The organism is Mycobacteroides sp. H003, from assembly GCF_001440135.1.
Classification (GTDB): Bacteria; Actinomycetota; Actinomycetes; order Mycobacteriales; family Mycobacteriaceae; genus Mycobacterium; species Mycobacterium gwanakae.
Genome location: NZ_LJYL01000009.1, coordinates 280,036 through 295,658, shown reverse-complemented (window position 1 = coordinate 295,658; position 15,623 = coordinate 280,036). Strand labels below are relative to the sequence as shown.

Here is a 15,623-nt window from a genome sequence, read left to right as displayed (position 1 = left end):
CGCCTAGATGACGAGGGCCACCGATGTCGAGCGGCGCAGCTTGCCGGACGGCGTCTTCGGAATGCTGCCCGGTCCAAGCACCACCACGTTGCGCGGACGCACATCGACCTCGGCAACGACCTCGTGCGCGACCTGCTGCTCGATCCGGCGAACCTCATCCGCGTTCTCGAATGCGTTGGACTCCACCACAACCGCGAAGGTCTCGCGCTGATTCTTGGGGTCCACCCCGGCTTCCAGCCGCACGGCGACCGCACAACCCGGCCGCACACCCTCGACGCGGCCGGCCGCACGTTCGATATCGGTCGGGTAAATGTTGCGGCCCGCCATGATGATGACGTCCTTGACACGACCGCAGACCACGACGTGACCCTTCTCGGTCAGGTATCCGAGGTCACCGGTGTTGTACCAACCGTTTTCGTCCTGCGCGGCCAGGAAACCACCCATGGTCACATAGCCGGGGGTCACCGACTCACCCCGCAGCTCGATGACGCCAACGCCGCGCGGGGGCAGCACATTCAGGTCCTCGTCGATGACACGCGCCTCGATGCCGGGCAGCAGCGGGCCGAGTGTCGCCAGGTGGCGCAGATTTCCGCGGGTGGCGGGAACCGCGCGACGCAGGGCGGCCAACAGGTCGGCGTCAACCTCGTCGACGATGAGACCGGAGGCTTCAACCTCCGAGAAGGACACGGCCAAGGCGGTTTCGGCCATGCCGTAGGCAGGAACCATCGCGGAGGGCTTGAACCCAAAGGGCTTTCCGGCATCGCACAGGTCGTGGACCACGGCCGGATCCACCGGCTCGGCGCCGGAGAGCACGAATCGCAGGGTCGAGAGGTCGAAGTCGCCCGGCTTCGCCTGGTTGCGCAGCCGCTTGGCGAACAGCGAGTAGGCGAAGTTCGGGGCTGCCGTCATGGTGCCCTTGTACTTGTCGATCAGCCTGCCCCACAACAGAACATCGCGCATGAAGTCCATCGGGGTGATCTTCACCAGCTCGGCACCGAAGAACATCGGCACCGTGAGGAAGCCGACCATGCCCATATCGTGGAACAGCGGCAACCAGCTGACCATCACGTCGGACTCGGGCTTGTACTTGGAGGCGACGTACATGCCGTGCGCGTTGGCGTAGAGGTTGCGGTGGGTGATCTTGACCGCCTTCGGGGAACCCGTCGACCCCGAGGTCAGCTGCATGAGCGCCACAGCATCCTCGTCGACATCCAGGGGCTCGATCGCATCGGCGTCCCACAGATCCTTGATCTGGACGACGATGACGCCCTTCTCCTCCAGCACCGGTGCGGCGGCGTCGAACGGGGCAGACACGATGACGGCCTTCGCCCCGATCATGTCGACAACCTTGAGGGTGTCCTCGGCCCACACGGCGAGGTCGGTGCGCGGGGTCGGCTGGTGCAGCATCGTCAGCGAGGCACCACGCATCCACACCGCCTGGATCGCCGGGGCGATCTCGACGGGCATACCTACCAACATGCCGATCGCATCGTCAGGTCCGAGACCTGCGGCGGCCAGACCACCGGCCAGCTGCTTGGCGCGCTCGTGGACCTGCTTCCAGGTGTGCCGAACGGGGGTGTCGGGTTCGCCGGTGACCATGCCCTTGCTGCTGGACAGCGCATTGGCGTAGAGCTCGTCGGTAAACCTGCTCACAGTTCCTCCTGGCCTAGGCCTGTTGGGCGAGTCACGCGTCCTTATCGGATGGTCCGCCACAGCTGCCGCGACGCGCGGTAGGCGCGCGCGGGGCCGTTAGCAGCGGATTCATATCGTTCAGGTGACAGTCCGGATGCCTTCGTACGATCCCGTAGCATCTTAGGCTTTTCTTAATCGCCGTCAAAACCCACTGTGATCTGGCCGTTCGGCGTGTCGCACTATTCGGCGTGTCTAGCCGTCGCTGCGGCCCTGGATGACCTGCGCGCCATGCACGGGCCCGCTGGCCACCCGGACGGTCCGGCACACGCCGGCGCCGGCGAGCTCGGCACCCACCTGCACCGCATCGTCGGCCGAGGTACACAAGAACGCACACGTGGGGCCGGAACCGGACACGATTCCGGCGAGAGCGCCCGCGGATTCCCCTGCCCGGAGCGTGCGCCGCAGACCCGGATTGAGACTCACCGCAGCGGCCTGCAGCTCATTGCCCAGCAGCGGCGCCAACCGGCGTGCATCCCCGGCAGCGAGCGCCCCGAGCAATTCGTCGGACTCGTCGAGCCGCGGCGGATCGCCGTTCTCGCGCAGCCGGTCAATCTCCCGGAACACATCGGGTGTCGACAAACCCCCGTCGGCGAACGCGAACACCCAGTGAAAGACGTTGCGCGCCAAAACCGTGGCCAGCTGCTCGCCCCGGCCCGTACCCAGGGCGGTTCCTCCGTGCAATGCGAACGGGACATCGCTGCCGAGCCGCGCGGCCAGGTGGTGCAGATCGCGGCGCGGCACACCGGCGCGCCAGAGCTCGTTCATCGCGACCAGCACCGCGGCCGCATCGGCGGATCCGCCGGCCATACCGCCTGCGACCGGGATGTCCTTGTTAATGAAGATCGACACGTCGGGGGCGCGGCCCACATGGTCGGCGAAGAGTTCGGCGGCCTGCCAAGCAAGGTTGCGCTCGTCGGTGGGCACCGTCCCCTCGCCCTGCCCGACGACGTCGACCGACAGCACGTCGGCGTCCCGAACCGTGACGTCATCGGCCAGGGAAACGGCATGGAAAACGGTGGTCAGCTCGTGATAGCCGTCGTCACGCAGGTCCCCGACGGCGAGGTACAGATTGACCTTGCCGGGCGCCCGAACGGTCACCGCGCCGGTGGGCACCCAATCGGAGACGGTCTCGGACACGCCCATGAGGGTACGTTCTGGCGGCGCACTTGGCCGTTACCCATCGAACAACGGAGACATCGCGGCTTTATCTGACTAAAGTCAGGTAAATGACCGATGCCCTGGTCGACGGGTTGCGCAGCTTCAACAGAACCGTCACCCAACGAATAGGCGTCCTCGAGAGCGAATACCTCACCCGGGACCGCCCACTGGGGCAGTCGCGGGTGTTGTGGGAGATCGGCGCCAACGGTTCCAGGCTCTCGGGGGGATGCGATATCCGCGAGCTGCGTGCCCGCCTGGGACTGGACTCGGGGTACCTCAGCCGGCTGTTGCGTGCCCTGGAAGGCGGTGGGCTCATCGAGGTGAATGCCGCGGACGGCGACACCCGGGTGCGCACCGCGCGCCTGACGCCCGCAGGCCACACCGAACTGTCCGAGCTGGATCGCCGCTCGGACGACCTGGCGCGTTCGATCCTGGAACCGCTCAGCATCAGCCAGCGGCAACGGCTCGCCGATGCCATGGCTGAAGTCGAACGACTCTTTGTGGCCTCGCAGGTTCAGATCGCCGTCATGGACACCCGCTCCCCGGAGGCCCGGTATTGCATTCGCGCCTACTTCGACGAGATCTCGGCGAGATTCTCCGGCGGGTTTGACCCCGCGCTGACGCTCCCCGCCGGCGACGCCGAACTCTGCGCCCCCGCCGGACTGTTCCTCGTCGCAACCCTGCACGAAGAGCCCGTCGGCTGCGGTGGGCTCAAGCTCCTCAGGAACGCTGGCGGCATCATCGAAACGGCCGAAGTCAAACGAGTGTGGATTTCCCCCAATGTCCGCGGTATGGGGCTCGGGAAGCGAATTCTCGCCGAACTTGAGCAGCGGGCGATCACCCACGGCGCCCGCACGATTCGCCTGGACACCAACCGGGCTCTTACCGAAGCGATCGCGATGTACCGCTCGGCGGGCTACAGCGAGGTCGTCGCGTTCAACGACGAAAAGTACGCGCACCACTGGTTCGAAAAGCGGCTGAGCTAACCGCTATCGGCCTCGCTTCCACCGTCCAGCACGCCGCCTGCAACAAGGCACGAAGAAACTTGGCAATAGATCAATCGGTCTATATGCTGCGACGATAGACCGATCGGTTTACCAACGCCGCGCTGCAAACGAAATGGTGGCTCACATGGCTCACAGTGACAACCCGGCGCTTCGTGCGGCCAGCACGTTCTCTTCGCGGCGCCCCTGGCTAGTCATCGGCTCATGGTTGGCAATCCTCGTCATCCTGAATCTCGGGATACCGCAGCTGGAAACCACTGTCGCCAAGCACTCGGCACCCTTCATGCCGCTCAATACCCAAGCCGCGCAAACCTTTCAGTACATGTCGGAACGTTTCGGAGTTCCAGCCTCATCGGCCATCGGCAGCATCGTGCTGGTGGACGAGCAAGGCATCAACGACGCCGACCGGCGGGCGTATGGACGGCTCGTCGATACGCTGCGCGCGGACACCGAGAACGTCGCGTACATGCTCGACGCCTACAGCAGCGAGGACCTGCGCGATATCGGACTGAGCCCGGACGGCAAGGCCATTCACCTCGCGCTCGCTGGTACCGGCGATATCGGGACCACTACGGCCCACGAGAACGCCGTGCGCATCCGTCAGATGATCGACGAGCTACCCAAGCCGGAGGGGCTCCACATCTATCTCACCGGGCCCTCACCGATATTGACCGACATGTTCAGCGCGATGGACTCCTCCTTGCTGGTCATCACGGCAGTCTCGATAGTCCTGATCACGCTGGTGCTGTTGGCGGTCTACCGCTCGCTGATCACGGCGATGGTCCCCCTGATAACCATCGGCATCGCCCTCGGCGTAGCGCGCCCGGTGATCTCGCTGCTGGGCGAGCACGGCGTCTTACTGGTCTCGAACTTCACCATCTCCCTGATGACGGCATTGCTACTCGGCGCCGCCACCGACTACGCGATCTTCATCGTCGCCAGCTACCACGAGGGACGCAGAGCGCAGCTCTCGGTTCCCGAGGCCCTGCGCCGTAGCACCAGCAAGGTCAACGGAATCCTCGCCGCATCGGCGCTGACCATCGCCGTCGCGGCGTCTGCCATGGCCTTCACCGAGCTTGGCATGTTCAAAGCGGCAGGCCCCCCGATCGCCATCGCCATCGTGTTGGCACTCGCCGTCTCTCTCACCGTGCCGTACGCGCTGTTGTCGATCCTCGGTGCACGCGGGTACGCCGAACCCAGGCATCTCAACGAGCTCAAGTGGCGACGCACCGGCGCCAGGATCGTCCGGCACGCCGGGATCCTCAGCGCCGCTTGCATGGTCTTCTTGCTCGCCGCCGCCTCGGTTGTCACCACGTTCCGGGTGAACTTCAGCGAGAGTTCAATGCTGTTGAACGACACCGAAAGCACAACCGGGTACGCGAAGGTCTACGACCATTGGGGGGTCAACGAATCCGCACCCGAATACCTGGTCATCACGTCGGCCACGGACATGCGCAACACCGACGATCTGGCGGCCCTCGAACACATCGCCACCGCCATATCCGCGCTGCCCGATGTCGCCTATGTCCGATCGATAACCCGGCCCGCCGGAAAACCGCTGACCGAGACGACCACCGGATATCAGGCCGGCGTGATTGGCAAACGCCTGGAAGAGGCACAGCAGCGCATTACCCAGTCCGGCCCCGATCTTGGGCGACTGGTATCCGGCCTGGCACAGCTGCAGGGCGGCGCCGATACGGCCGCGGCCAACGCGCCACGGCTGGTGGCCGGCACCAAACAAGTTGTCGAACTCGCCCGCACCATCATCAGCAGCTACGAATCTGCGGGACAGGCCATATCGACCGCGACAAACAGCAGCGTCGATATTCCGCAGACGCTCGCCGACCTAGCCGCCCTGGTAGACGTCCTCGACCATTCACTACAAGCCCTGAGCGCCAACGCGCTGACGGCGGATGCGGTGAACACCCTCGGGTCAGCGCTCGGTCCCGCACTGACTCCCGAGCCGACTCCGGCGTGCACCATCAACCCGATCTGCGCGCATGCCCGGACACAGCTCGACGAACTCGACTCGATCTCCAACGGCGCAATGACCCGGGTGCTGCGGCAGCTCCTGGCTTCGATGGCCGTCCCGCAGGAGACCATCGAGAACGCACGACTGGCGCTGCCACGGGTCAAAGACGCGCTGGCGCGGCTCCAATCGCTGTCAAAGCAGCTCGGAAGTCAATCGCCGACGCAGGTTCGCAAACAGCTGGACGAACTGGTCCAGGGCGCCTCGGCGCTCGCTCAAGGAGTATCGCGGTTGTCCAGCGGGCTCACCCAGGTCAAGGGCGGGGTCGACCAGATCTCCGGCCTGACCGGCCAGCTCAACAACGGGCTTGAGGAAGCCTCGGGCTACCTCAACAACATCGGCGCGCATGCCTCCGACGGCCCCGGGGCAGGCTTTTACCTTCCGCCACAAGGCTTTACCGACAAACAGTTTGTGGCGGGTCAGGAACTGCTGTTCTCTCCCGACGGCAAGACCGCCCGGATGCTGGTGGTGTTCAACGTCGAGCCGGATAGCTATCAGGCATTGAACACCGCACATCGACTCGCCCCATCTGCCGTCCAGGCTGCCAGCGAAACGAGCCTGCGAAACGCCCAGTTCGCCAGTACTGGCTTGGCATCGCTGTCGGCGGACATGCGCGATCAGGTGTGGCGCGATTTTGCCACCTACGGCGTGGTTGCCATGCTCGGCGTATTCCTGGTGCTGGCTGTCCTCTTGCGCAGCCTGCTAGCACCCCTGTTCATGGTGGCCGTGGTCGCGCTGTCATTCGCCGCAGCTGCCGGTATCACGATCCTGTTCTGGCAGCACATCATCGGGATCGACGTCGACTGGTCGGTTTTCCCGGTGTCGTTCATGGCATTGATCGCAGTAGGTGCCGACTACAGCATGCTGTTCGCGGCCCGAATCAGGGAGGAATCGCACGACGGCATAGTCCGCGGCATTCTCCGCGGTTTTGGCAGCACCGGCAGCGTGATCACCACCGCCGGACTCGTCTTCGCGCTAACGATGTTCGCTCTGATGAGCGGAAGCGTGATCAACCTGCTGCAGATCGGATTCACTATCGGCGTCGGGCTCCTGCTCGACATCACCATTGTGCGCACCGTCATGGTTCCGGCGGCAATGTCGATCATCGGTAACAGGATCTGGTGGCCCAGCAGGCTGTAGGTGCCACACTGGCCCTGGCCTGGACTACTTCGCGGCCCCGATGCAGGTGGCGGTGAGCAGCCGCGTCAGCGTGCTGGCGAAATCCGTGTCCCAGTCTTGCGGAAAGCCCGGCTCTTCCTTGAAATCGTGCTCAAGCCCTTCGGGGGGATGAGTGAACTGCCACAGCATTCCGGACAGCGCGAAGGCCGAAGTGACGATGTCGAGCGCGCTGTTGCGGTCCAGCTCCGGCACCGCGCGTTCTATCGCGTCGACCATCGTCATCGCCGCCGCCTGGTTGACCCGCTGAGCCTCCCGGACCTGGCCGAGTTCCACCTCGTGCTCAAGGTGCAGATAATGACTACCCAGCAGATCGCAGAACAGCGGTGCCTCGATGAGAGCACGCGACAACACGGCACCGACGTCTGCGGGCGACCGTTCCTGCGAGCCGTCCAGTGCCGAGCACACGGATTCGGCCAACGCGGCCATACCTTCTGTCGAGAGCCTCAGCAGCACCTCTTTATGGGAGCTGAAGTAGCGGCGCACCGCGGAGTGATGGACACCCGCACGATTGGCCAAACCCGTGAGAGTGACCGACGCGACACCGGACTCCAGCGCCAGCGAGCGCGCCGCTTCCACGATCGTTGCCGCACGTTGACGCTTGTTCTCCTCCGAACGTGCGCGCCGGAAACCCAGATGTGTCATCCACCTCAAGATAACGCACGGCGTGTGACTTGCGGGCACACCTACCCGCTGGTAGGTTGCCTGTAACGCACACGCTATGCGTTATACGTGAACGCTTCATGCACTTTCCGGTAAACGATCTGTTCGACAGCACACGGGTGAAGGGGTCCTGCGATTCTCAGCGCATTGAAGCGGGCGTGGATCCCGGTGGTCATGGTGCTTGTCCTGGCCATCGCGGGTTTTGCGGTATGGCGCATTCGCGGCATCTTCGGTTCTCATCAGCTGCCCACCTACGCCGGCAGCATGACCGACGACAAAAACAACTCCAAGCCCAAGCACGTGGTCTACGACATCTTCGGCCCGCCCGGAACCATCGCCGACATCAACTACATCGACAAGGAAGGGGAGCCCCACCAGATCAACGGGGCGACGCTACCGTGGTCGATTGAGATCGTCACGACGGCACCGTCGATGACGGGCAACATCCTGGCTCAAACCCGCAATGCTGACGGACTGGGCTGCCGCATCACGGCCAATGGCGAGATAAAAGACGAGAGGTATACCAACGAGGTGAGCGCCTACGTCTACTGCTTTGTGAAGTCCGCATGAGCGGGGCACACGCCAACGGCGAGCCCACATTCATCGCCAAATGGATTCGGCGCCTGTCGGTTCCCATCGTCATCGCATGGGTGGCGGTCGTCGTCATCCTCGCCCTCTCGGCGCCTCAGCTGGAACAGGTCGGTCAAGAGAACACCGTTTCGCTGAGCCCCAACGACGCGCCGTCGATGAAGGCCATGAAGAACATGGGACGGCTCTTCCAGGAGTCGGACTCCAACAGCGCGGCCATGATCGTGCTGGAGGGCGACCAACCGCTGGGCCCCGGCGCGCACAAGTTCTACGACGAAATGGTGACGCAGCTGCGCGCGGACACCAAACACGTTCAGCACGTTCAGGACTTCTGGGGCGATCCGCTCACCGAGTCCGGCGCGCAGAGCACCGACGGCAAGGCCACCTACGTACAGGTGAACCTGGCCGGTGACATGGGCGAGACGCTCGCGAATGAATCGATCGAGTCCGTCCGCGACATCATCAAGAAACTGACCACCGACGCGCAGGGCAACCCCAAGCCGATGCCGGACGGGCTCAAGGTCTACGTCACCGGGCCCGCCGCCCTGCAGACCGACTTGGCCCACGCCGGCGACAGCAGCATGATCAAGATCACCGGGCTGACGTTCATCGTCATCATCGTGATGCTGGCGTTCTTCTACCGATCGTTCTTCACCGTGCTGTTGGTGCTGCTCATGGTGGGCATCCAGCTGGGCGCCGCACGCGGAGTGATCTCGGTGCTCGGTGACAACCACATCATCGGACTGTCCACCTTCGCGGTGAACCTCCTTGTGGTGCTGGTCATCGCGGCGGGAACCGACTACGCCATCTTCCTCATCGGGCGATATCAGGAAGCCCGGGTCAAGGGGCTGGATAGCGAAGCCTCGTACTACGACATGTTCCATGGCACAGCACATGTCATCTTGGGCACGGGATCGACGATCGCCGGCGCCATGTACTGCCTGAGCTTCACCCGCATGCCCTACTTCCAGACCCTGGGCGTGCCCTGCGCCGTCGCGGTTCTGACGGCCGTGGCCGTCGCCCTCACCCTGGGACCGTCGCTGATCACCATTGGAAGCCGCTTCGGCCTGTTCGAGCCCAAGCGCGCCATGCGAATTCGCACCTGGCGCCGTATCGGTGCCGCGATCACCCGCTGGCCGGGCCCGATCCTGGCCGCATCGATGGCGATCGCGATCATCGGACTGGCCGCGCTTCCCGGCTACCAGACCAGCTACGACGACAAGAAGTACATCCCCAAGGACATCCCCGCGAACCAGGGCTTCCAGGCCGCCGACCGGCACTTCGACCCGGCCCGGATGAACCCGGAAATGCTGGTGCTGGAGTCAGATCACGATATGCGGAACTCCGCGGACTTCCTGGTGATCGACAAGCTGGCCAAGGCTGTCTACAAGGTTCCGGGTATCGCACGCGTGCAAGCGATTACCCGTCCTCAAGGCACCCCGATCGAACACAGCTCCATCCCCTTCCTCATCAGCGCCCAGGGCGTCGGCCAGGTTCAGAACATGAAGCTGATGAAGGACCGGATGGCCGATATGAAGGTCCAGGCCGACCAAATGGGCCTCATGGTGAACACCATGAAAAAGATGCTGGCCAACATGACCGAGCTCACCGGCGTGATGCACCAGATGATCGTCGAGATGCACACCCTGCAGGGCACCATCCACGACATGCGGGACAGCCTCGAGAACTTCGACGACTTCTTCCGCCCCATCAAGAACTATTTCTATTGGGAGAAGCACTGCTTCGATATCCCGGTCTGCCAGGCGTTCCGATCGATCTTCGAGGTGCTCGACAAGATCGATGAGCTCACCGAGAACATGGACGGCATGGTCCTCTCGATGGAGAAGATGGACGTCATCATGCCCCAGATGGTTGCCGATATGCGGGACATGATCCCGCTCATGGAATCCATGCAAAACATGATGCTGACGATGTACAGCACCATGGGCGGCATGTACAACCAGATGGACGAGATGAGCAAGGACTCGACCGCCATGGGCAAGGCCTTCGACAAGGCCAAGAACGACGACTCCTTCTACCTGCCGCCGGAGATCTTCGACAACCCCGACTTCAAGCGCGGCCTCAAGATGTTCCTGTCCCCCGACGGCAAGACGCTGCGCATGATCATCTCGCATCGCGGTGATCCCACGTCGCCCGAAGGACTTTCACATATCGAGCCCATCAAGCTGGCCGCGATCGAAGCCGTCAAGGGCACTCCCCTTGAGGATGCCAAGATCGAATTGGGCGGCACCGCAGCGACATTCAAGGACATGTCCGACGGCGCCCGATACGACCTGATGATCGCCGGCATCTCCGCGCTGTGCCTGATCTTCCTGATCATGCTGCTCATCACCCGAAGCTTCGTGGCCTCGCTGGTGATCGTCGGCACCGTGTTGCTGTCTCTGGGCGCGTCATTCGGCTTGTCGGTCATCATCTGGCAGTACATCCTGGGGCAGGAATTGCACTGGATGGTCATGCAAATGGCGATCATCGTGCTGCTCGCCGTGGGATCCGACTACAACCTGCTGCTGGTGTCCCGGCTCAAGGAAGAACTACCGGGCGGGTTGAAGACGGGCATGATCCGGGCAATGGGTGGCACCGGCAGCGTGGTGACATCCGCGGGCCTGGTGTTCGCCTTCACCATGATGGCCATGGCCATCAGCGATCTGACGATCATCGGCCAGGTGGGTACCACCATCGGTCTGGGTCTGCTCTTCGACACCCTGGTGGTGCGGTCGTTCATGACACCAGCCATCGCGACCCTGCTGGGCCGCTGGTTCTGGTGGCCGCTGAATGTGCGCACCCGGCCATTGCCGCCGCCCAGAACACCTCAGCCGGCAAGTTCGGTACCGCCTCCCCCAGCGCCGGTCGGTGCGGGACCAGATCCGGTGACCACAGAGTTCCCCAGACACGCGTAGTAGGACGAAATCCGCCACCACGCTGGGCTACTCGTGACACCCTCGGTGCATGCCGGTACCGGGTGGCGAATTCCATGGCTACGTCATCGACGCTGTGGCGGGCCGTGGCGGTACGGCACAGGTCTTCCTGGCGCACCGCGATGACGGTCCGGACGTCGCCCTGAAGGTGCTGGATCCACGGCATCGAAACCCCGAGAGTATCGACCGGTTACACCGGGAATTTGATTTAGCCCAAAGGTTTTCGCACCCGCGCATCATCACGGTCTACGAACGTGGTGACGATTGGCTGGCCATGGAAGCACTCACCGGCGGCTCGGCGAAAGACTTGGTGGGCACAGATCAAAGCTGGATCATGCCCATCAAGCTAACTACCCTTCAACAGATCGCCGGAGCGCTGGACTATATCCACGACGCCCAGGTGGTGCATTGCGATGTGAAGCCGTCCAACATCATGCGCCGGCGCTCGGGCGGCGCCGTGCTCACCGATTTCGGTATCGCCCAGGAACTTGCTCTCGCCTCCGGGCCGCGCAGGCCCGTGGTGCAGACGTCGCTGCCCTACGCGGCACCCGAGGTGCTGCGCGGGCAACCCGTCACGGCGGCCACCGACCAGTATGCGTTGGCCTGCACCGCGGTCGAACTGTTCGACGGCAAACCCCCCTTCACCGCGCGCACGGCGATGAGACTCGCTGACCTGCACCTGAACGCCACTCCGTGGCCGATCTCATACCGCCATAAGGACATCCCCCGAGCGTTCGATTCGATCGTCGCCAAGGCCATGGCCAAAGATCCGTTAAGCCGCTATCCGACATGTACGGAGTTCATAACACTTTTGACACACGCGATGACCTAATCCCCGGTACCGTCGCCCCATGGCATCTCCAGCTAATTACGATACGTCCGCCCTCACTCGCGAGGACGAGGGATATCACAAAGGCCTGAAGAACCGCCAAGTCCAGATGATCGGGATCGGCGGTGCCATCGGCACCGGCCTGTTCATGGGCGCCGGAAAACGACTGCATGAGGCCGGGCCAAGCCTGTGGCTCGTCTACGCGGTCTGCGGCATCTTCGTCTTCTTCATGCTGCGCGCCCTCGGCGAGCTGGTGCTGCACCGCCCCTCATCGGGGTCCTTCGTGTCATACGCGCGCGAATTCCTCGGGGAGAAAGCCGCTTACGTCGCCGGCTGGATGTACTTCGTCAACTGGGCAGCCACCTCGATTGTGGATGTCACCGCGATCGCCCTGTACATGCACTACTGGGGATCATTCAAGGCCATTCCGCAGTGGACCATCGCACTGATCGCCCTGGTCATCGTGCTCACCATGAACATGATCAGCGTCAAGCTGTTCGGCGAGATGGAGTTCTGGGCCGCACTCATCAAAGTCGTTGCACTCGTAGCCTTCTTGATCGTCGGCATCGTGTTCTTGGCGGGACGATTCACCGTCGAAGGTGCAGCCACCGGGCCCTCGATACTCGCCGACAACGGTGGACTCTTCCCTACCGGACTATTGGCCCTGGTGGTGGTCACCTCCGGTGTGGTCTTTGCCTACGCCTCAGTGGAATTGGTGGGCACCGCAGCGGGTGAGACGGAAAACCCCGAGAAGGTCATGCCGAAGGCCATCAACGCCGTGGTGATTCGTATCGCCGTCTTCTACGTCGGCTCATTGATTCTGCTGGCATTGCTGCTGCCCTACACCCTCTACAAGGAGGGCGAGAGCCCGTTCGTGACGTTCTTCTCCCGGGTGGGTCTGCCCTACGCCGGCGACATCATGAACTTCGTGGTGCTCACTGCCGCGCTGTCGAGCCTGAACGCGGGCCTGTACAGCACCGGCCGCATCTTGCGTTCCATGTCGATGAATGGCAGTGCACCGCAACTCTTGTCCCGCATGTCCTCCAACGGCGTCCCTTTCGCGGGCATCGCACTGACCGCGTGCTTCACCGTCGTCGGCGTCCTCATGAACATGGTCATCCCGGCCAAGGCGTTCGAGACCGCGCTAGATGTGGCAGCACTCGGAATCATCGCCTCGTGGGCCACCATCGTCATCTGTCAGCTGCGGCTGTACCAATGGACGCAACGGGGCATCTTGCAACGCGGCAAGTTCCAGATGCCCGGCGCTCCCTACACCGGGTACGCCACACTCATTTTCCTGCTGGTGGTGCTGGTGCTCATGTGTTACGAAAACTATTGGAACCTGGTGGCTCTGGGTATCTTCACGCCGCTGCTCATCATCGGCTGGTACCTATCCAAGGAACGCGTTATGCAGCTGGCCCGCGAGCGCGTGGGCTACACCGGGCAATACCCGGTGATCGCGGAGACTCCGATGATGGACGATCCGCCCAACCTCGGAGACAAGTAGAACCTAGACGATCGCCGAACGCTCCAGCAGCCGGGCGAAATCGGCGACATCCAGCGTCTCGCCGCGACGCGCCGGATCGATACTGGCAGCCAGCAGCCGGCGTGCCGACTCGTCACCCGAGCCCGCCCACTCCGCGAATGCGTTACGAGAGGTCTTGCGGCGCTGGGCGAATGAGATGTCGATGAGGTCGAAGAGCTCCTTACGGAACCCGGCATCGGAGGGCCAGATCGCGTCAGGATGGCGGTCGATGCGCACCAGACCCGAGTACACCCGCGGAATCGGCCAGAACACCGCGGGAGACACCGTACCGAGACGCTTCACCTTGCCGAAGTAGCGCACCTTCACACTCGGCACACCGTAGATCCGCGAACCCGGCTCCGCCGTCAGCCGGTCGGCCACCTCGGACTGGACCATCACCAAAATGGTCTTCACCGACTCGAATTCGGTCAGAATCCGCAGCAGTGCCGGGACCGCGACGTTGTAGGGCAGGTTGGCCACCATGGCCGTCGGCGGATCCCCGGTGATATCGGCGGGGGTGAGCTTCAGTACGTCTTGGTGAATCACCGAGAACCGGTTGAACTCGCTGTGCGAGTGCTCCTTGACGGTGGCCGGAAGGCGTCGAGCCAACACCGGATCCACCTCGACGGCGGTCACCGCGCAGCCCTTGTCCAGCAGCCCCAGCGTCAGTGAGCCCAGGCCGGGCCCCACCTCGATGACGTGATCGCCCTTACCGACACCCGATGCCGACACAATCCGGCGAATGGTGTTGGCGTCGTGAACGAAGTTCTGGCCCAGCGTCTTCGTCGGTCGGAAATCGAGATCCTTGGCCAGTTGTCGGATCTCGGTGCGGCCGAGCAGCCTGATGGTCAGCGGGCACCGACCCTCGCGCTGCATACCGGCCAAGCGCCCCAACCCTGCACAGCCAGCGTCTTCTCGGCGATGGCGATCTGTTCCTCACGCGTCGCCAGGTCGGCACGCGGTGCGTACTTGGCGCCGCCGTGGGCCAGCCAGGTCCCGTAATCGAACTGCACGCCGCCGTAGAAGCCGTTGCCCGTGTTGATGGCCCAGTTGCCACCGGCCTCACAGGAAGCCAGGGCGTCCCACGCCGAGCCACGGGTCACCGCGGGCACCTCGGTGCCCGGCTTGGCACCAACCCGCAGCACCGAGTCGCGGGCGGGGGTCAGCACGTTGTTGGACACGGGCATCCGCCCGGTTTCGCGGCCATTGACCGTCAGCACCGAGTACACGATGTCCTGGGTACCGGGAGCGCCCGGGTCTTCGACGACCGAGCGGCTCATGTTCATGTCGGCGTCTTCGATCTTCTGAGGAGTCGGCGCCAATGGAGCCTGCTCGGTCACCTTGCTGACGCGGATCCGCGTCACAGTGATCGGCATATCGGCGGTCACGGGAGTGCTCGGCGCGGGATCGACGGTATCGAACTGCTGCAGCGGGTTACCGGTGGCCTCCAGGAGCGTCCCCACGGTGGGCGCGGCGATACGCGGGGTGCTGATCGCGCCGCCGTCGTTCAGGCGCACGGTCTTGGCACTGACCACCGCCAGCGACATGCCCTCCAACGGGAGACGGCTGCCGCGTGTGGCGGCGGTCGGGGCGGTGTCGGTCATGGACAGCTGAGACAGCGCGTCGTTCACCGTGTTGGCGGTGGTCCAGACCTGCTGGGTGCCCTGCCCGTCCACGGAGATGTCCAGCGGGCGCGAGCGCTTGAGCACGATGGTGTCGCCGTCGCGCACCGCGTCGTGCTTGGCGGGAGCGACATCGTCACGATCCGTCAGCGCGTATCCGTAGTCGGCCAGGACCTCGGACACCCGTGACTTGACGGTCGTGACCGTCATGGCGTTCCCGTCGACGTTGAGCGTCAGGGTCTTGTGCGCAGCGATGGCGTAGCCACCGCCCGCGCCGATCACCACCAGCAGGGCGGCCACAAGGGCGCGCAGCAAGGGCGATCGCGTTGCGTTGAGCTTCGTCAGTGCATTCACGAGTAGGAGATTCCTGCGTTCGTTTCGGTGCCTCGATACCGGTAGTC

General features: G+C 63.7%; 11 protein-coding genes. 6 read left to right on the top strand and 5 right to left on the bottom strand.

The window, feature by feature from the left end; genetic code table 11:
• Nucleotides 1–3: 3 nt before the first annotated feature.
• Both AOT87_RS01680 and AOT87_RS01675 read right to left on the bottom strand, forming a co-directional pair.
• On the bottom strand, nt 4–1,653 hold the full coding sequence (locus AOT87_RS01680) for a fatty acyl-AMP ligase (protein ID WP_057969344.1): 1,650 nt from the start codon (nt 1,651–1,653) through the stop codon (nt 4–6).
• A gap of 231 nt (nt 1,654–1,884) precedes the next feature.
• The gene (locus AOT87_RS01675; RefSeq protein ID WP_057963791.1) at nt 1,885–2,835 is read right to left on the bottom strand and encodes a 4-(cytidine 5'-diphospho)-2-C-methyl-D-erythritol kinase; all 951 of its coding nucleotides are present in this window, start codon (nt 2,833–2,835) and stop codon (nt 1,885–1,887) included.
• Between the two features lie 83 nt (nt 2,836–2,918).
• Here AOT87_RS01675 and AOT87_RS01670 point away from each other — a divergent pair, with 83 nt between their 5' ends.
• Together AOT87_RS01670 and AOT87_RS01665 are read left to right on the top strand one after the other, a co-directional pair.
• Nucleotides 2,919–3,836 (top strand): helix-turn-helix domain-containing GNAT family N-acetyltransferase, encoded by a 918-nt coding sequence (locus tag AOT87_RS01670; RefSeq protein WP_057969343.1) that lies wholly within the window; start codon nt 2,919–2,921, stop codon nt 3,834–3,836.
• Nucleotides 3,837–3,981: 145 nt separating this feature from the next.
• Nucleotides 3,982–7,023: an MMPL family transporter gene (locus AOT87_RS01665; RefSeq protein ID WP_057969821.1), complete on the top strand. Its 3,042-nt coding sequence runs from the start codon at nt 3,982–3,984 to the stop codon at nt 7,021–7,023.
• Nucleotides 7,024–7,047: 24 nt separating this feature from the next.
• Here AOT87_RS01665 and AOT87_RS01660 read toward each other — a convergent pair whose 3' ends face one another.
• Nucleotides 7,048–7,704: a TetR family transcriptional regulator gene (locus AOT87_RS01660; RefSeq protein WP_057968637.1), complete on the bottom strand. Its 657-nt coding sequence runs from the start codon at nt 7,702–7,704 to the stop codon at nt 7,048–7,050.
• Nucleotides 7,705–7,869: 165 nt separating this feature from the next.
• Between AOT87_RS01660 and AOT87_RS01655 the strand changes: the two genes are divergently transcribed.
• The 4 genes from AOT87_RS01655 to AOT87_RS01640 are packed head-to-tail and all read left to right on the top strand — an operon-like array spanning nt 7,870 to nt 13,582.
• Nucleotides 7,870–8,292 (top strand): MmpS family protein, encoded by a 423-nt coding sequence (locus AOT87_RS01655; RefSeq protein ID WP_109365295.1) that lies wholly within the window; start codon nt 7,870–7,872, stop codon nt 8,290–8,292.
• Nucleotides 8,289–11,228: an RND family transporter gene (locus tag AOT87_RS01650; RefSeq protein WP_057968638.1), complete on the top strand. Its 2,940-nt coding sequence runs from the start codon at nt 8,289–8,291 to the stop codon at nt 11,226–11,228. The genes AOT87_RS01655 and AOT87_RS01650 overlap by 4 nt, the downstream gene beginning before the upstream one ends.
• A 49-nt stretch (nt 11,229–11,277) precedes the next feature.
• Nucleotides 11,278–12,078, top strand: a complete 801-nt coding sequence (locus tag AOT87_RS01645; RefSeq protein ID WP_057963787.1) for a serine/threonine-protein kinase — start codon at nt 11,278–11,280, stop codon at nt 12,076–12,078.
• A gap of 19 nt (nt 12,079–12,097) precedes the next feature.
• Nucleotides 12,098–13,582, top strand: coding sequence for an amino acid permease (locus tag AOT87_RS01640; RefSeq protein WP_057968639.1), 1,485 nt, complete (start codon nt 12,098–12,100; stop codon nt 13,580–13,582).
• A 3-nt stretch (nt 13,583–13,585) separates the two neighbouring features.
• Here AOT87_RS01640 and rsmA read toward each other — a convergent pair whose 3' ends face one another.
• Nucleotides 13,586–14,476 (bottom strand): 16S rRNA (adenine(1518)-N(6)/adenine(1519)-N(6))-dimethyltransferase RsmA, encoded by an 891-nt coding sequence (rsmA, locus tag AOT87_RS01635; protein WP_057968640.1) that lies wholly within the window; start codon nt 14,474–14,476, stop codon nt 13,586–13,588.
• Nucleotides 14,449–15,576 carry a resuscitation-promoting factor gene (locus tag AOT87_RS01630; RefSeq protein ID WP_057968641.1) on the bottom strand — a complete coding sequence of 376 codons (1,128 nt, stop codon included), beginning with the start codon at nt 15,574–15,576 and terminating at the stop codon, nt 14,449–14,451. Before AOT87_RS01630 ends, rsmA begins: the two co-directional genes overlap by 28 nt.
• Nucleotides 15,577–15,623 lie beyond the last annotated feature (47 nt).

Coding starts and splice junctions, on each gene's coding strand:
- AOT87_RS01670 (WP_057969343.1), top strand. CDS start 2,919: ATGACCGATGCCCTGGTCGACGGGTTGCGCAGCTTCAACAGAACCGTC.
- AOT87_RS01640 (WP_057968639.1), top strand. CDS start 12,098: ATGGCATCTCCAGCTAATTACGATACGTCCGCCCTCACTCGCGAGGAC.
- AOT87_RS01650 (WP_057968638.1), top strand. CDS start 8,289: ATGAGCGGGGCACACGCCAACGGCGAGCCCACATTCATCGCCAAATGG.
- AOT87_RS01665 (WP_057969821.1), top strand. CDS start 3,982: ATGGCTCACAGTGACAACCCGGCGCTTCGTGCGGCCAGCACGTTCTCT.
- AOT87_RS01660 (WP_057968637.1), bottom strand. CDS start 7,704: ATGACACATCTGGGTTTCCGGCGCGCACGTTCGGAGGAGAACAAGCGT.
- AOT87_RS01675 (WP_057963791.1), bottom strand. CDS start 2,835: ATGGGCGTGTCCGAGACCGTCTCCGATTGGGTGCCCACCGGCGCGGTG.
- rsmA (WP_057968640.1), bottom strand. CDS start 14,476: ATGCAGCGCGAGGGTCGGTGCCCGCTGACCATCAGGCTGCTCGGCCGC.
- AOT87_RS01645 (WP_057963787.1), top strand. CDS start 11,278: ATGCCGGTACCGGGTGGCGAATTCCATGGCTACGTCATCGACGCTGTG.